Origin of the sequence: Halomonas sp. DP5N14-9 (genome assembly GCF_019802175.1) — a bacterium.
Classification (GTDB): domain Bacteria; phylum Pseudomonadota; class Gammaproteobacteria; order Pseudomonadales; family Halomonadaceae; genus Halomonas; species Halomonas litopenaei.
On record NZ_JAHVHR010000018.1, the window covers coordinates 76,821 to 93,472 of the forward strand.

Sequence of the window (16,652 nt, forward strand, 5' to 3'; positions counted from 1 at the left end):
GGGCGTCAGCCGACGGCGTCGGCTGTGTGCTCTTCTTCACCCTCCAGGTCCAGCTCAAGCTGCTGGGGCTCGTAGCGGGGATCGATCTCGGCGAAGTGCGGAGTCTCCATCACCGGCTGAGCGACGAAGGGCTCCTGCTCGACCGACTTGCCCCGCTCACCGTGGAGCCTGACCATCACGAACATGGCCAGGGCAAACGCCGCCATGCCGAGAAACAGCCACAGTCCGTCGGGACCCGCCGCCTGCATCACCAGCGAGGCACTGAAAGGCCCGATGACCGAGCCGATGCCGTACCAGATCATCAGCTTGGCATTGGCAGCGACCACCTCCTCGGGTTCGAGCCAGTCATTGGTATGGGCCAGACTGAGCGAGTACAGGGTGTGCAGCATGGCAGTGTGGCCGCAGGCGATCGCCAGCAGCAGCCAGAAGCTGGCACCGGCCGCCGCCGAGATCAGAGCACCGGTGACGGTCATCACGATCGCCATCCACAGAATGACGCGACGCCGGTCGAGACGATCCGAAACCCGTCCCAGCCCCCACTGGGCGACCAGCGCCACCAGGGTGGTAACCGCCATGAACTTGGCGGTCTGGGCGGTGGTCAGGCCGATTTCCTGACCGTAGTACGGAGTCATGGCGAAGAACGCCTGCACCATCAGGCCGCCGGTAAAGGCACCGACCAGGCCCACCGGCGCCCGCCGATACAGGGTCGACAGACGAATCTTGCGCGGCGTCACGTCGTGGTGACGACTGGGCCCGTGGATGCGATGAATCGACAACGGGACCAGCGACAGCGCAAACAGCATCCCCACCACCGAGAACAGTACCGGGCCGCCCGGGTCGGCCAGATTGAGCATCCACTGGCCGCCGGCCAGCGAGGTGGTCGAAATCACCATGTACCAGCCCAGCACGCGACCGCGATTATCGTTGCTGGACTCCCCCGACACCCAGGACTCCATGACCATCAACAGGCCCGCCGTGGCACCACCCCCGATCAGCCGCCAGACCAGCCAGGCCCAGGGATTGATCCACAGTCCATGAAGCATGGCGGTCACCGCCAGCGACGCCGCACAGGCGGCGAACACGCGAATATGGCCGACACTGCGAATGCGCTTCTCGAGCCAGTAGCTTCCGGCCACGAACCCCAGCGAGAAGCTCGACATCAGAAGCCCCGCCATCTGGGAGGGGAAGCCCTCCAGCGACATGCGGACCCCGAGCAGGGTCATGATCAGACCGTGACCCAGCAGGAAGCTGATCTCACACAGGAACAGAACCGGGAGAGTGGCAGGGAGTGCGCGCAACACAGACCTCCGTGGCGATGGCGAATGGCCGGCCGAGAGCCCGTCTCGACCAGTGACCTGGGCGCCGCATTGTACCTGCCAGGGCTCGAGTCTCCATCCCTCCCACGAGGTTCATCCACAGATTCTGTGGATAAAGCTGTGCATCAAGGCGTTTGAACCGTCCAAAAGCCCGATCACTGCGGCACCGGACTCAAGATGGTCATAAATTCGGCAACCACGACAGGGTCTCGCAAACGCCAGCGGCCCGGCGTAAGCCGGGCCGCTGCGAGGGTGCCAAAACCTTGTTCTCGCTCAAGGTATCAGCCAGCAGAACATGCTGGCTCGGCAAGGGTGACGCTGGTCAAAGGGCGTTTTGGTCAGTCGAAGACCATTTCCGGAACGTCATCCGGCACGATCAGCTTGCCGGCGGTCTTTTCCTTGATCTCCTCGACACTGACGCCCGGTGCCCGCTCCTTGAGGATAAAGGCGCCGTTGTCGATCTCCAGATAGGCCAGATCGGTCAGCACACGATTGATGCAGCCGGCACCGGTCAGCGGCAGGCTGCAGGACTCCAGCAGCTTGGAGGTGCCGTCCTTGGAGGCATGGGTCATGGTGCAGATGATGTTTTCGGCACCCGCCACCAGGTCCATGGCTCCGCCCATGCCCTTGATCAGCTTGCCCGGGATCATCCAGGAAGCGATGTTGCCGTTCTGGTCAACCTCGAAGGCGCCCAGCACCGTCAGGTCGACGTGACCGCCGCGAATCATCGCGAAGGACTCCGCCGAGGAAAAGATCGCCGACCCCGGACGCGCTGTGACGGTCTGCTTGCCTGCGTTGATCATGTCCGGATCGACCTCTTCCTCGGTGGGGTAACGCCCCATGCCGAGCAGACCGTTCTCGGACTGCAGCATCACGTCCATGCCTTCCGGAATATAGTTTGCCACCAGGGTCGGAATGCCGATGCCCAGGTTCACGTAGAAGCCGTCTTCGAGTTCGCGCGCGACACGCTGCGCCATCTGTTCACGAGTGAGTGCCATCTTGATGCCTCTTTGCTGTTCTTAGGAGAAGTCGTTGCGTCAGGGCGATGCGCCTGATCAGCCCTGGTGTACGGTGCGCTTCTCGATACGCTTCTCGAAGGTGCCCTGGATCAGGCGGTCGACGTAGATACCGGGCGTGTGGATCTCGGCCGGATCCAGCTCGCCCGGCTCGACGATCTCTTCGACCTCGACCACCGTGATCTTGCCGGCGGTGGCGACCATGGGATTGAAGTTCTGGGCGGTCTTGCGATAGACCACATTGCCGTAGCGATCGGCCTTCCAGCCCTTGACGATGGCGAAGTCACCGACGATGGCCTCTTCGAGGATATAGTGGCGACCGTTGAATTCGCGCACTTCCTTGCCCTCACCGATGGGGGTGCCATAGCCGGTCGCGGTGTAGAAGGCGGGAATACCGGCACCACCGGCGCGCATCTTTTCGGCCAGGGTCCCCTGCGGGGTCAGCTGCACATCGATCTCGCCGTCGAGCATCTGACGCTCGAACAGGGCGTTCTCGCCCACGTAGGAGGCCAGGATCTTGCTGATCTGACGATCCTCCAGCAGCACCCCGAGGCCAAAGCCATCGACGCCACAGTTGTTGGAGACCACCGTGAGGTCCTTGACCCCGCGACGCTTGATCTCGGCGATCAGGTTCTCCGGAATGCCGCAGAGACCGAAGCCTCCGGCCAGCACCGTCATACCGCTCTCGATGCCGTCCATCGCCTCTTCATAGGAATACACGCGCTTGTCGAATCCGGCCATGTGGGGCGCCTCGTCTGTCGATGAAAGTGAAAGGAGAGGTGGCGAACCGGCACCGTTCCGGTGCCCCGCCCTGCCTCAAGGTAGCACTGAAGGCAGTGTTGCTCGCCCCCATATATTTGTTAAGTTTGTTTTCTTTATTGATTATTTATATCTTTAAATAAATTTGACCTTGGTAGCATGTCGTGACCGTCAAGCAACTGCGTGCCTTTCTGGCGGTGGCCAGAACCCTGAGCTTCACCCAGGCCTGTGAACAGCTCCACCTCTCCCAGCCGGCGCTGAGCCTGGCGATCAAGGGTCTCGAGGACAGCCTAGGCGGTAGACTGCTGATCCGCACGACCCGAAGCGTCCGCCTGACCCCCGAAGGTGAGTCCCTGGTGCCACTGGCCAAACGCTTGCTGGTGGAATGGGACAACACCGAGGACGCCCTGCGCCAACGCTTCACCCTGCAACTTGGACGGCTCTCCCTGGCCGCCATGCCGGCCTTTGCCGGCAATCTGCTGGCCCCGGCGCTGGGGGTGTTTCACCGCCAGCACCCGCGTATCAACGTCACCGTACATGACGTGGTCAACGAGCAGGTGATCGACATGGTGCGCCAGCGCCAGGTGGAGATGGGCATCGCCTTCGAGCCGGAGGCCACCGGCAGCCTGCACTTCACTCCGCTGTTTCACGACCGCTTCGTGGCCGTGCTGCCCCCACGCTCGCCTCTGGTACAGCATTCGAGCCTCGACTGGGAAAGCCTGATGAGCTGGGACTTCGTGGCGCTGCAGCGGCCTTCCATGGTACGCCGCCTGCTGGAGCAGCAGCTCGGTGCCCGCCACGGGGCCCTCAAGGTAGCCTTCGAGACCCATCAGCTCGCCAGCGTCGGGCGCATGGTGGCCAATGGCCTGGGCGTCAGCGCCGTGCCCTCGCTGTGCCTGCGTCAGATGCAGGAGGCCGGCGCGGTCTGCCGCCCGCTCAAGGATCCCGTCATCGAGCGCGCCGTGGGGGTGGTCACCTGGAACCCCCACGAGCTGTCGGTGGCCGCCCGCGCCATGCTCCAGGTACTGGTCGACAATATCGAGACACCGACCCTCTCCGAAGCATGACGCCGACATGGCCGTGGACCCTCGCACTGGGCAGCCGGCACCGGATCCATTAGGATTGGCGGGCCTGCCTCGCCCACTGTCACGGCCAGGCGACACCCGCTCTATCTGCTGTTGCGAGGTTATCCAAGGAATGTCGACCCTCAAGGGCCTGATCAGCGTTCTGCTGCTGGTTGGCAACACGCTATTCTGGACCATCCCGTTGGTGATCCTGACCCTGCTCAAGGTGGTCACCCCCGGGCGACGCTGGCAGCGGCGCGTGCTGGCCGGACTCAACGCCATCGCCCTCAACTGGATCGGTTTCAACCTGTGGTGGATGCGTCACTGGGTCAAGCCCGACCTTCGCATGTCGGTGCCCGAGGGGCTGAGCCCGGACGCCTGGTACCTGGTGCTGTCCAACCATCGGAGCTGGACCGACATCTTCCTGCTGATGATGGCCTTTCATCGCAAGATCCCGATGCCGCGCTTCTTTCTCAAGCAGCAACTCATCTGGATCCCGGTAGTAGGCATGGCCTGGTGGGCACTGGAGTTTCCCTTCATGCGCCGCTACAGCAAGGAGCGCCTGGCCGCCAACCCACGCCTTGCCGAGCGCGATCGCAAGGCCACCGAGCGCATGTGCAAGCGTGCCCGCGACGTCCCCATTGCCATCATCAACTTTGTCGAAGGGACCCGTTTCACCCCGGCCAAGCGCGAGGCCAGGCAGAGCCCCTTTCGCCATCTGTTGCGCCCCAAGGCCGGCGGCATCGCCCAGGTACTGAACCTGCTCGGCGATCGTCTCGACGCCATCATCGACCTCACCATCGACTACCAGTCGAGCCAACCCAGCTTCTGGCGCTTTCTGTGCGGCCAGGAGAAGGCCATTCGCCTTGATGCACGCCGCCTCGACGTGGCGCCGTGGATGCTGGAGGGGCGCTATCACGACGACCCGCACTACAAGGAACGCTTCCACTCATGGCTCAACGCCCTGTGGCAGAACAAGGACGCCTCACTCGACTCGCACCGCTGGTGATCGCCCTGCTGCTGGCCGGCTGCGCCGGTCAGGGGGCATCGCCGGCGTCATCGCAACGCAGCGCCAGCGTCGCCGGCAGCAGCATTGCCGGCGACTGGATCAGCGTGCAGCGCGGCGACACCCTCGGCTCCATCGCCCGCCGCGCCGGCGTACCGCTATTGCGACTGCAGCGCTTCAATCCGGGTGTCGACGCCCGCCACCTGGCCGTGGGTCAGCGCCTGCTGGTGCCCTCTCATCAGGAGCGGGCGCCGTCCGGTGGCCCCTATCGCTATCAGATCCGCCCCGGCGACACCTATAGCGCCGTTGCCAGGCGCTTCGGCACCACCGCTCAGCGCATCCAGAGTGCCAACCCTGGCGTCCGCGCCACCGACCTCAAGGTCGGCCAGGTGATCCAGGTGCCGCTGGCCAGCCGATCGGTCGCCAGCCGCTCATCATCCAGCAGCTCAGGCACGTCCAGCCCCTCTCGCTCCGCTTCGTTGCCGGATCCCGGTCCGGTCGCCTCAAACGCTCGTGGCTGGCCCTGGCCGCTGGACGACTACCGGGTGGTGCGCCGTTACGGGAAGGACAGCCGCGGCAGCCTGCAGCCGATGCTGCTGGCCACCGACGAGGGCGCCCGGGCCAAGGCCGTTGCCGATGGCCAGGTGCGGTTTGCCGACGGCATGCGCCAACTGGGCCAGGTGGTGATCGTGCACCACGCCGACAACCTGCAGAGTGTCTACGCGCTATGTGACGACCTGCTGGTCAAGCAGGGAGAACAGGTCAGCCGCGGCACCCCACTGTGCGTGGTCGGCAAGCATGCCTCGACCGGCCGCCACGATCTGCTGTTCGACATGCGCCATGGCGGCAAGCCCATCGACCCGGACACCATCCTTCGCTGAGCGCTGCGGGCCGAGTCGACGCAAGCACAGACCGCTTGTCCGTCGCCCGGCCCCGTCGACACCGTAACAGCCTGTTCATATCGCTGACCTAGAGATGTCATGCTGGAGCATCACTCTGTCTCGGGAGCGGGCCATACGGGGCCCGACCGGTACGAGGAATTCCATGCGCATCTGTCTGGTCAGCGAAACCTGGTCTCCTGATATCAATGGGGTCGCCCATACGCTGGGGCGCATCAGCCAGGAACTGCGTGCTCTTGGCGTGACGCTGCAGCTGGTCCGGCCGGCCCCCGTCGACGGCTCCACCGAACCCGCCATCGGGATGGCCCACGAACTTCGCGTACGCGGCATGTCGATGCCGCGCTACAAGGAAGTGCGTATCGGCTGGGCCTCCGCCAGTCGTTTGCGCAGGCTATGGCGCGACAATCGTCCCGACGCCATCTATGTAGCGACCGAAGGCCCCTTGGGCTGGTCAGCCCTGCGCGCGGCAGAAAAGCTGGACATTCCCGTGGTCAGCGGCTGGCACACCAACTTCGATCACTACTGCCAGGACTATGGTCTGCCGTGGCTGGCGCCACTGGTACGCAATCGCCTGCGGCATTTTCACAATCGCTGTGCGGCGACCCTGGTACCGACCCATCAGCAAGCCCGGGAGCTTGCGCAAAGAGGCTTCGAGCGCGTCAGCGTCATGGCACGCGGCATCGAAGGCGATCGTTTCACCCCCGCCAAGCGTAGTCAGCAACTACGCGACAGCTGGGGTGTCGGCCAGCACCAGCCGGTGGCGCTTTACGTGGGCCGACTGGCGCCGGAGAAGAACCTGGAGCTGTTGCGCGACACCTTTCTCGACATGCTCGAGGCGCGCCCCGACATGCGCCTGGTGGTGGTGGGCGACGGCCCCGGGCGGGCATCGCTGGAAAAGGCCCTGCCGGACGCCATCTTTACCGGCTTCATCGATTCCGCCGAGATGCAGATCCACTACGCCAGCGCCGACATCTTCGTCTTTCCCTCGCTGTCGGAGACCTGGGGCAACGTCATTCTCGAAGCCATGGCCAGCGGCCTGGCGGTGGTAGCCTTCCGCCACGCGGCCGGCGCCGAGTTGATCACCACCGACAAGGATGGTGTCAGCGTCGCCGCCGGTGACAACGCCGAATTCCGCCAACAGGCGACAGCGCTATGCCAGCAGCAGGCACGCTACGCCCGCCTGGGCCGCGCCGCCCGGGAACGCGCCCTGGCCTACCGCTGGCCGTCCATCGCCCAGACCTTCCTCGACGCCCATCACCAAGCCCTGACGTCGGGAACCGGCCTGTCGGACCCCGCCAAGGCCTAGATCGCTCGTTGAACACCCCGCCGCCGGCCCGAGCGGCGGCGTGGAGGCCACAGGCAGCGGGCCCTAGCACGACACATGACGACAAAAGACGCTAGAAGACGACTTACCGCCAGGGAGATGTGACATGCCCACTAAAATCCCGCAGATGTTCGACCGCCTGGATATGCTCGAGTGGCAACTGTGCCAGCGCACCGCCGGCCTCAGCATTCACCGCCCCTGGCTATCCACCTTGAAGATCTCCAGCAAGCTGGGCGACTGGCCGATCTGGGTGGCGCTGATCCTGGCGCTGCCGGCGATCCACGGCCGCGATATCGGTCTGCGCCTGATGCTCGAATACACCGTCACCGCCGTGGTGGCGATCGCGGTGTACAAGCTGCTGAAGACCCGTCTGTGTCGAGAGCGGCCCTTCATCACCTTTGGCGGCAGCATCCAGTGCAACGAACCGGCCAGGGACCGCTACAGCTTCCCCAGCGGCCACACCATGCACGCGGTGATGTTCTGCACCCTGGTCGCGGTACACAGCCCCGCCCTGCTGCCCTGGCTGCTGCCCCTGGCGGGCCTGATCGCCATCTCGCGGGTGGGTCTGGGACTGCACTACTACAGTGACGTCCTTGCCGGCGCGGCGCTCGGCTATGGCATGGCCCTGGCTAGCCTCGGGCTTTCCTCGACCACTCTGCTGATCGCGGCGTCCCACTGACGCCGCCTCGGGGGGCATCACTGCCGCTCGCCCGCATCTCGCCCGCACCTCTAGAACAAGCGCCACCGCTCCTGATCGGTGGCGTCAGCCAGCCTTCACTGGCATCCTGCTTGAATGCCTCCACATGACCCCAAAGCGCTGCTCGAATTGCTACACGAAGCACAACTCGAAGCGCCATCCCAAACCTTGGTCGAGACCCCGCCGCTTTACTACCTGCCCGGGCTCATAAGCGAGTCCGACGCCAGCGACCTGCAGGATAGGCTGCGCCAGGAACTCGACTGGCAGCAGCCCGAACTGACCCTTTACGGGCGCAGTCATCCCATTCCCCGCCAGCAGGTATGGATGGGCGATCACGCCTATCGCTACTCCGGCAGGGACTTCGCGCCCTGCCCCTGGCATCCGACGGTGGCGGCCCTGCGTGATCGTCTCAATGACCTGCTCGAACGGTTTTCGGCCGTCGACAAGAGCACACCGACCAGCGCCTTCAATAGCGTACTGATCAACCGCTATCGCAACGGCGAGGACCGCATGGGCTGGCACTGCGATAACGAAGCGGAACTTGGCGACTGCCCTACCATCGCCTCCATCAGCCTGGGAGCGACCCGTCCCATGCGCTTTCGCTGGAAGGACCGCTCGTCCGAGGCCTTCAACGTCTGGCTCGAAAGCGGCAGCCTGCTATGGATGGGGCCAGGCTGCCAGGAACAGCTCGAACACGCCCTGCTGCCGCGCAAGATCCCGGGCGAGCGAATCAACCTGACCTTTCGTCGGCTTGTCGTCTGACCTGCAATGCCGGCGCCAGACCCGAGCCGTCTCTTTCTCCAGGACATAAAAACGGCGCCCTATGGGCGCCGTTGATCGTTCATCCGATGGCACTTTCCGCCACGCAAGATAACGGTATAACGCGTTGTCTATCGAGATATCAGCCGCGTCATCACCCGCGATAGTAACCCGGTGTGATGACCGGCATGCGCGTCACCGTCATCGGCAGACGCTTGCCACGCACCTCGGCGTACACGGTGGTGCCGATCTCGGCGTGATCGAGGCTGACGTAGCCCATGGCCACCGGCTTGCCGACGCTGGGGCCAAAGCCACCGGAGGTCACCTGCCCGAGCAGACGATCGTCCTCGCTGTAGAGCTCGGCACCTTCGCGCACCGGAGCACGCCCCTCGCCCAGCAGGCCGACGCGCTTGCGCTGGTGGTCCTTGACTTCGACCTGGTGCAGCACCAGATCAGCCCCCGGGAAGCCACCGGCGCGCTCGCCGCCACGACGACGTGGCTTGCCAATGGCCCAGATCAGCCCCGCCTCCACCGGCGTGGTGGTGGTATCGATATCGTGGCCGTAGAGACAGAGCCCGGCCTCCAGGCGCAGGGAATCACGCGCCCCCAGGCCGATGGCCTCGACCTCTTCCTCGGCCAGCAGCTTGCGCGCCAGGGCGTCGGTCTGATCCGCCGGCACCGAGATCTCGAAGCCATCCTCGCCGGTATAGCCGCTGCGGCTGATCCACACCGGGATACCGTCGATGTCGAAGCGACCATGCTGCATGAACACCATCTCGCAGGCTGCCGGACACAGGCGCGCCATGACATCGGCGGTCTTCGGCCCCTGCAGCGCCAGCAGGCCGCGATCGACTACCTCGACTTCGTGGTCGGGCAGCCCGCGACGCAGATGGGCGATGTCCTGATCACGACAGGCCGCGTTGACCACCAGGTAAAGGTGGTCACCGGCGTTGACCGTCATCAGGTCATCGAGGATCCCGCCGTCTTCGCTGGTAAACAGGCCATAGCGCTGCATGCCTTCGGGCAGGCCGACCAGATCCGCCGGCACCAGGGTCTCCAGCGCGGCCAGCGCGTTCTCGCCACGAATCAGGATCTGTGCCATGTGCGAGACGTCGAACAGGCCGCAGGCCGCGCGGGTGTGCTCGTGCTCTTTCTTGACCCCCAGCGGATACTGAACGGGCATGTCATAGCCCGCGAACGGGACCATCTTGGCCCCCAGCTCTCGATGCAGGGCATTCAGCGGTGTCGTCTTGAGTTCACTCATGGCGTTTCGTCTCGTGGTTCGTGAAAGAACCCTTGCAACGACAGGAGGTGCCCCTGAGGGCACCTCCCGTGGTCGGCTCAGGCTCAGGACTTGTCGTGATCAAGGGCCTCGCCCGGCAGGATGTCCTTGCCGTCGAAGTAGTCCTTGGTCAGCTTGAACACCACCGGCGACAGCAGCGCCAGGGCGATCAGGTTGGGAATCGCCATCATGGCGTTGAAGGTGTCGGCCATCAGCCAGATGAAGCCAAGCTGGGCCAGCGCACCCACCGGAATGGCCAGCACGAACAGTACCCGGTAGATCATGATGGAGCGGGTACCGAACAGGAACTGGAAGCACTTCTCGCCATAGAAGGACCAGCCAAGGATGGTGGTGAAGGCGAAGATCGCCAGGGCGATCGACACGATGGCCTCACCCCAGCCATTGGGCAGGGCATTGTCGAACGACAGCGCGGTCAGCGAGGCGCCGGCCTCACCGGTCTCCCAGATCGGCGCGGTCAGGATCACCAGGGCGGTGATGGTGCACACCATGATGGTATCGATGAAGGTACCGAGCATGGCGATCAGCCCCTGGCGAACCGGGTTCTTGGTCTGGGCCGCGGCGTGGGCGATCGGCGCGCTGCCAAGGCCGGCCTCGTTAGAGAAGATACCCCGAGCGACACCGAAACGGATGGCCGCCATCACCGCTGCGCCGGCGAAACCACCCATGGCGGCGTGGGGATTGAAGGCGTAGTAGAAGATGTTGCTCAGGGCGCCACCGATCTGGTCGGCGTTGACCGCCAGGGCACTGACACCGGCGATGATGTAGGCGATACCCATGATCGGCACCAGCTTGCCGGCCACCTTGGCGATGCGCTTGATGCCGCCGAGGATCACCGCACCGGCCAGCACCATGATCACCACACCGGTAATCCAGGGCTCGATGCCGAAGCTCGACTCGAGGGCGTCGGCCACCGAGTTGGACTGCACGGTGTTACCGATACCGAAGGCGGCCACGGCGCCGAAGAAGGCGAAGGCACCGCCCAGCCACAGCCACTTGCGGCCGAGTCCGTTCTTGATGTAGTACATCGGCCCACCGATATGGAAACCGGTGTCATCGGTCTCGCGATAGCGCACCGCCAGCACTGCCTCGGCAAACTTGGTGGCCATGCCCACCAGGGCGGTGATCCACATCCAGAACACCGCACCGGGGCCACCCAGGGCAATCGCCGTGGCCACACCGGCGATGTTACCGGTACCGATGGTCGCCGACAGCGCCGTCATCAAGGCGTTGAACGGCGAGATCTCGCCTTCATCCTTGCTTTCGGACTTGCTGTCACGCCCGCCCCACATCAGCTTGAACCCCATCCCCAGCTTGCGGATGGGCATGAGCTTGAGACCCAACTGGAGGTAGATACCCACCCCCAGCAACAGGATCAGCATGATCGGTCCCCACACCACCCCATTGATGGCGGAGAAGATATTGTTGAGTGCTTCCACGGAAGTCTCCCTTTTGACTCGGCACTTGTTGTTATGCGCTGTCGACCAGCAGAAAGCCTGTTTACCGTGAATTGTTATCGGAATAACAGGCATATCAGACGAATCGACAGCACGGACCCGCCTACGATAGCGGATATTGTCGCAAGGGCACCAGCAACGCTTGTCCACGCTAACGCCGCTTCGCCAGCCGTTGTTTGCATGAACGTCAACCGTGTTTCCTATTGGAAACTTTTGCCACCTTAGCCAAGGCGTTTGGTCTTGGCAAATCCCCCTTTGGTCGCTGAAGGCCCCCGCGCCTCTTCGACGTCTGTAGCATAGTCGCCAACGTCGAATCATGCCGGGTCTCGCCACCAACGCGTCCATCACGTGCCATCCGCCCATCCCTTTCACCTCACCGTGGCATCAGCCACGGGCGTGGACTGGACGCCAACCGCGAGTCGTTCCACCCTATGTCTTGAGAGTGCGGCGACCACCCCGTTTTTCTCTCATCATGGACTCGCCAAACGCCGAGAATGGCGTTAGCATGCGCGAAACCGGAAAACCTTTTTCGTATAGGAAATCGAGATGAGCTCAATCCCCGCCAACCTGCGCTATGTCGACAGCCACGAATGGATTCAGGACAACGGCGACGGAACCGTCACCATCGGCATCACCGATCACGCTCAGGAAGCCCTGGGTGACGTGGTCTTCGTCGACCTGCCCGAGGTCGGCACCAGCCTCGCCAAGGGCGACGAATTCGGCGTTATCGAGTCGGTCAAGGCCGCCTCTGACCTTTATGCGCCGGTGGACGGCGAGATCGTCGAGGTCAACGAGTCCCTCGAGGACGCTCCGGAGACCGTCAACGAAGCGCCTTACGAGGATGGCTGGATCATGAAGGTGCGCCTCGACGACCAGAGCGCCCTCGACGACCTGCTCGACGCCGACGCCTATCAGGCGGTGGTCGACGCCGAAGGCTGAGCCGGGCCTTTGTGACCCGCGCCACCAGGGGGAGCCACTCCCTCCCCTCGCCGGGGCCATGTGGCCCCGGCCAACGCGCCCGCCACCACGCGAGGCAACCCGTTATTCATCCGGATCTTCGGGGTCCGTCACACTCAAGGTGTTCCATGGCTTTCGATACACGTCGCCTGGCCGAACTGGCCGATCACGATGCCTTTCTCCGTCGTCACAATGGTCCCGATGGGGACGACAGGGCCAAGATGCTGTCGGCCCTGGGTGTCGAAGGCGTGGAGTCCTTGATCGACAAGACGGTGCCCGCCAACATCCGCCTGGGCCGTGAGCTCGATCTGGATCCCCCCAAGGCCGAAGCCGAGGCGCTGGACTACCTGTATCGTCTGGCCCGCCAGAACAAGGTCGCCCGCAGCTACATTGGTCAGGGCTACTACGACACCCACCTGCCGGCGGTCATTCAGCGCAACGTGCTGGAAAACCCGGGCTGGTACACCGCCTACACCCCCTATCAGCCCGAGATCTCCCAGGGCCGTCTGGAAGGCCTGCTGAACTTCCAGCAGATGGTGATGGACCTGACCGGGATGGAGCTGGCCAACGCCTCGCTGCTGGATGAAGCCACCGCCGCCGCCGAGGCCATGGCGCTGTGCCGACGCTCCAACAAGAAGGCCAAGACCAATGCCTTCTTCGTTGCCGACGATGTATTCCCCCAGACCCTGGACGTACTCAAGACCCGCGCCTCCTGGTTCGGCTACGAGATCGTCATCGCCCCGGCGGAAGAACTCGCAAGCCATGACGTCTTCGGCGCACTGCTGCAGTACCCCGGCAATGACGGCCGCGTCCACGACCTGGCACCGCTGATCGCCGAGGCCAAGAAGCGTGGCGTGATGACCTGCGTTGCCACCGACCTGATGGCCCTGGTACTGCTCAAGGAGCCCGGCGCCATGGGCGCCGATATCGTGGTCGGCTCGAGCCAGCGTTTCGGCGTGCCGATGGGCTTCGGTGGCCCCCACGCTGCCTTCTTCGCCACCACCGACAAGCTCAAGCGCTCGATCCCCGGCCGTATCATCGGGGTGTCGAAGGATGCCCGCGGCAACACCGCCCTGCGCATGGCCATGCAGACCCGCGAGCAGCACATCCGTCGCGAGAAGGCCACCTCCAACATCTGCACCGCCCAGGCGCTGCTGGCCAACATCGCCGGCTTCTACGCGGTGTATCACGGCGCCGAGGGCCTGCGCACCATCGCCGGGCGCATCCATCGGCTGACCACCATCCTGGCCACCGGCCTGGCCCAGAAAGGCGTCAGCCTGGCCAACGACAGCTACTTCGACACCCTGCGTCTGACCGGGGTCGATCGCGGCAAGATCCACGGTCGAGCCATGACCCACGAGATCAACCTGCGCTACTTCGACAACGGCGACGTGGGTGTCAGCCTCGACGAGACCACCACCGCCCACGATCTGGACGCGCTGTTCGACGTGCTGCTGGGCGAGGAGCACGGCCTTGGCGTGCGCGAACTCGACGACGGCATCCTCGAGTCCCAGGCCAGCGGCATTCCCGCCGCCTGCCGACGCGAGAGCGACTTCCTTGAGCACCCGACCTTCCAGCGCTATCGCAGCGAAACCGAGATGCTGCGCTACCTCAAGCGCCTGGAGAACAAGGACCTGTCGCTGGCCCACGCGATGATTCCGCTGGGCTCCTGCACCATGAAGCTCAACGCCACCACCGAGATGATGCCGATCACCTGGCCGGAGTTCGCCCGCATCCATCCCTTCGCGCCGAAGGATCAGGTCGCCGGCTATCGCCAGATGATCGACGAACTGGCGGCCTTCCTGGTGGAGATCACCGGCTACGACCACATCTCGATGCAGCCCAACTCCGGCGCCCAGGGCGAATACGCCGGTCTGCTGGCGATCCGTCGCTACCAGGCGGCCCAGGGCGAGGGCCACCGTGACGTCTGCCTGATTCCCAGCTCCGCCCACGGTACCAACCCGGCCTCTGCTGCCATGTGCAGCATGCGCGTGGTGGTGGTGGAGTGCGACGAGGATGGCAACATCGACCTGGCCGACCTCAAGGCCAAGGCCGAGCAGCACTCACAGGCGCTGTCCGCGATCATGCTCACCTACCCGTCCACCCACGGGGTGTTCGAGGAAGGCGTGCGCGAGGCCTGCGACATCGTCCACGCCAACGGTGGCCAGGTGTATATCGACGGCGCCAACATGAATGCTCAGGTCGGCGTGGCACGTCCGGGTGACTTCGGCGGCGACGTCAGCCACCTCAACCTGCACAAGACCTTCTGTATCCCCCACGGCGGTGGTGGCCCCGGCATGGGCCCGATCGGTGTCAAGGCGCACCTGGCGCCCCACGTGGCCAACCACAGCGTGACCCCGATCGACGGTGTCGAAGAGGACTCCGGCGCGGTGTCCGCGGCGGCCTTCGGCTCGGCCTCGATCCTGCCGATCTCCTGGGCCTACATCAAGATGATGGGAGCACGCGGCCTGCGCGAGGCCACCGAGCTTGCCATCCTCGGCGCCAACTACATCGCCACTCGCCTGGAAGCGCACTATCCGGTGCTCTACAAGGGCCAGAACGGCACCGTGGCCCACGAGTGCATCATCGACATCCGTCCGCTCAAGGCGGCTTCCGGCATCAGCGAGGAAGACATCGCCAAGCGCCTGATGGACTACGGCTTCCACGCCCCCACCATGTCCTTCCCGGTGGCCGGCACCCTGATGATCGAGCCCACCGAGTCGGAGTCGCTCTATGAGCTGGACCGCTTCTGTGACGCCATGATCGGCATCCGCGAGGAGATCGCCCGGGTCGAGAGCGGCGAGTGGAGCCTGGAGGACAACCCTCTGGTGAAGGCCCCGCACACCATGGCCGACCTGATGGACGCGGACTGGAACCGGGGCTACTCCCGCGAGATCGGCGCCTTCCCCTCCGAGGCGGTCAAGGGCGCCAAGTACTGGCCGGCGGTCAACCGGGTCGACAACGTGCTGGGCGATCGTCAGCTGATCTGCTCCTGCCCGAGCATCGACGAATACCGCGACTGAGCGCCCACAACGCTCCTGCGGTGACAAACAACGACGCGGCCCAAGGGCCGCGTCGTTGCGTTTGCTGTCTCTCCTTGTTTCGGAGCTTGTCGAAGGCGGGCTTCAGCCGGCCCCCTGGCCATCCCGATGACGATGTCGCATCTCGCTGGCCGAGCAGTCGAATCGGCGTCGAAAGGCACGGCAGAACTGCGCCTGGTCGCTGAACCCCCAGCGGTAGGCGATCTCACCGATGCTCACCCCTTCTGCCAGATCGCACAGGTCCCGACGCGCGGCCTCAAGCCGCTGCATGCGAATCCAGTCGTTGACCGAGTGGCCGATCTCGGACAGCAACTTGTGCAGATAGCGCAGCGAAATGCCGCATCCCTCCGCCACCATTGACGGCCCCAGTTCCGGGTCGCCAAGGCGGGCCGAGATGAATCGCTCGATCCGCATCAGGTGGGCGCTTTTCAACTGGGACTGGTCGCTGACCAACACCCGGTCATCCTTCTCCAGCACCAGCGACAGCATCGACAGCGCCTGCTCGAACAGGCGCTGACGCTCATCGCGGGAGCACTCATCGAAGCGACTGGCACAGATCGCCAGAAACTCGACGAAGGCCCGCCCCATGCCAGTGTTCGCCTCGAAGCAGTGCTGAGCGTAGCGCTCGACACCGCGCACCCGATGCTTCATCGAGGCATCCGGCACCTTGAACACCCACATGGCATTGGCCTGCTCGTAGCCGAAGCGATAGGGAAGATCCCCTCGCTCGACCAGGAACTGCCCCGGCTCGCAACGCAGCGAACGTCCGCCCTGCTCGAAGAACACGCCGGCACGTTGGGGGATGGTCACCAGGAAGGAACTCTCGGGATCGGCGGCGATCTGCGACTGGTCGCGGGAATACACTAGCCCGTCGGAAGTCAGGCGTGACAGCGAGAAGTCCTGGTCGTCGGTCTTCCACACCTTGAGATCACCACGAAATGGCGCGTTTTCGTCGCGGTAGCTCAGGCTCAGGGGAAAGTAGGTGTCGGAGATCCAGCGCGACCAGCGCGCCCTGGTATCCTGTGTCGTGACCATGTCACTCATGCCAACCTCCTCG

Annotated in this window: 14 protein-coding genes; 8 read left to right on the forward strand and 6 right to left on the reverse strand. The window is 64.3% G+C overall.

The window, feature by feature from the left end; all coding sequences use genetic code 11:
* Positions 1-5: 5 nt before the first annotated feature.
* From KUW00_RS10665 to KUW00_RS10675, 3 genes are all read right to left on the reverse strand, one after another.
* Positions 6-1,298, reverse strand: coding sequence for an MFS transporter (locus tag KUW00_RS10665; protein ID WP_222516841.1), 1,293 nt, complete (start codon positions 1,296-1,298; stop codon positions 6-8).
* A 356-nt stretch (positions 1,299-1,654) separates the two neighbouring features.
* A complete protein-coding gene (locus tag KUW00_RS10670; protein ID WP_045991471.1) occupies positions 1,655-2,314 on the reverse strand; it encodes a CoA transferase subunit B in 660 nt (219 codons plus the stop codon).
* Between the two features lie 57 nt (positions 2,315-2,371).
* Positions 2,372-3,073: a CoA transferase subunit A gene (locus KUW00_RS10675; protein WP_045991472.1), complete on the reverse strand. Its 702-nt coding sequence runs from the start codon at positions 3,071-3,073 to the stop codon at positions 2,372-2,374.
* 182 nt (positions 3,074-3,255) lie between these two features.
* On the opposite strand from KUW00_RS10675, the gene KUW00_RS10680 reads away from it, so the two are divergent.
* From KUW00_RS10680 to KUW00_RS10705, 6 genes are all read left to right on the forward strand, one after another.
* On the forward strand, positions 3,256-4,158 hold the full coding sequence (locus tag KUW00_RS10680) for a LysR family transcriptional regulator (RefSeq protein ID WP_045991473.1): 903 nt from the start codon (positions 3,256-3,258) through the stop codon (positions 4,156-4,158).
* 130 nt (positions 4,159-4,288) lie between these two features.
* Positions 4,289-5,164, forward strand: a complete 876-nt coding sequence (locus KUW00_RS10685; RefSeq protein ID WP_222569043.1) for an acyltransferase — start codon at positions 4,289-4,291, stop codon at positions 5,162-5,164.
* Positions 5,107-6,042: a LysM peptidoglycan-binding domain-containing protein gene (locus KUW00_RS10690; RefSeq protein WP_108133577.1), complete on the forward strand. Its 936-nt coding sequence runs from the start codon at positions 5,107-5,109 to the stop codon at positions 6,040-6,042. The genes KUW00_RS10685 and KUW00_RS10690 overlap by 58 nt, the downstream gene beginning before the upstream one ends.
* 163 nt (positions 6,043-6,205) lie before the next feature.
* Positions 6,206-7,366, forward strand: coding sequence for a glycosyltransferase family 4 protein (locus tag KUW00_RS10695; protein ID WP_222569044.1), 1,161 nt, complete (start codon positions 6,206-6,208; stop codon positions 7,364-7,366).
* A gap of 124 nt (positions 7,367-7,490) precedes the next feature.
* Positions 7,491-8,063: a phosphatase PAP2 family protein gene (locus tag KUW00_RS10700; protein WP_181248681.1), complete on the forward strand. Its 573-nt coding sequence runs from the start codon at positions 7,491-7,493 to the stop codon at positions 8,061-8,063.
* 186 nt (positions 8,064-8,249) lie between these two features.
* Positions 8,250-8,843, forward strand: a complete 594-nt coding sequence (locus KUW00_RS10705) for an alpha-ketoglutarate-dependent dioxygenase AlkB family protein (RefSeq protein ID WP_261392102.1) — start codon at positions 8,250-8,252, stop codon at positions 8,841-8,843.
* Between the two features lie 151 nt (positions 8,844-8,994).
* Here the strand turns inward: KUW00_RS10705 and gcvT are convergent, their stop codons facing one another.
* Positions 8,995-10,104: a glycine cleavage system aminomethyltransferase GcvT gene (gene gcvT / locus KUW00_RS10710; protein WP_045991477.1), complete on the reverse strand. Its 1,110-nt coding sequence runs from the start codon at positions 10,102-10,104 to the stop codon at positions 8,995-8,997.
* Between the two features lie 83 nt (positions 10,105-10,187).
* Positions 10,188-11,579, reverse strand: a complete 1,392-nt coding sequence (locus tag KUW00_RS10715) for an alanine/glycine:cation symporter family protein (protein ID WP_045991478.1) — start codon at positions 11,577-11,579, stop codon at positions 10,188-10,190.
* Positions 11,580-12,143: 564 nt separating this feature from the next.
* Here KUW00_RS10715 and gcvH point away from each other — a divergent pair.
* Both gcvH and gcvP read left to right on the forward strand, forming a co-directional pair.
* Positions 12,144-12,536 (forward strand): glycine cleavage system protein GcvH, encoded by a 393-nt coding sequence (gene gcvH / locus KUW00_RS10720; RefSeq protein ID WP_045991479.1) that lies wholly within the window; start codon positions 12,144-12,146, stop codon positions 12,534-12,536.
* A 146-nt stretch (positions 12,537-12,682) separates the two neighbouring features.
* The gene (gene gcvP, locus KUW00_RS10725) at positions 12,683-15,577 is read left to right on the forward strand and encodes an aminomethyl-transferring glycine dehydrogenase (protein WP_045991480.1); all 2,895 of its coding nucleotides are present in this window, start codon (positions 12,683-12,685) and stop codon (positions 15,575-15,577) included.
* Positions 15,578-15,679: 102 nt separating this feature from the next.
* On the opposite strand, the gene KUW00_RS10730 is transcribed toward gcvP, so the two are convergent.
* On the reverse strand, positions 15,680-16,639 hold the full coding sequence (locus KUW00_RS10730) for a helix-turn-helix domain-containing protein (protein WP_222569046.1): 960 nt from the start codon (positions 16,637-16,639) through the stop codon (positions 15,680-15,682).
* Positions 16,640-16,652: the final 13 nt, after the last annotated feature.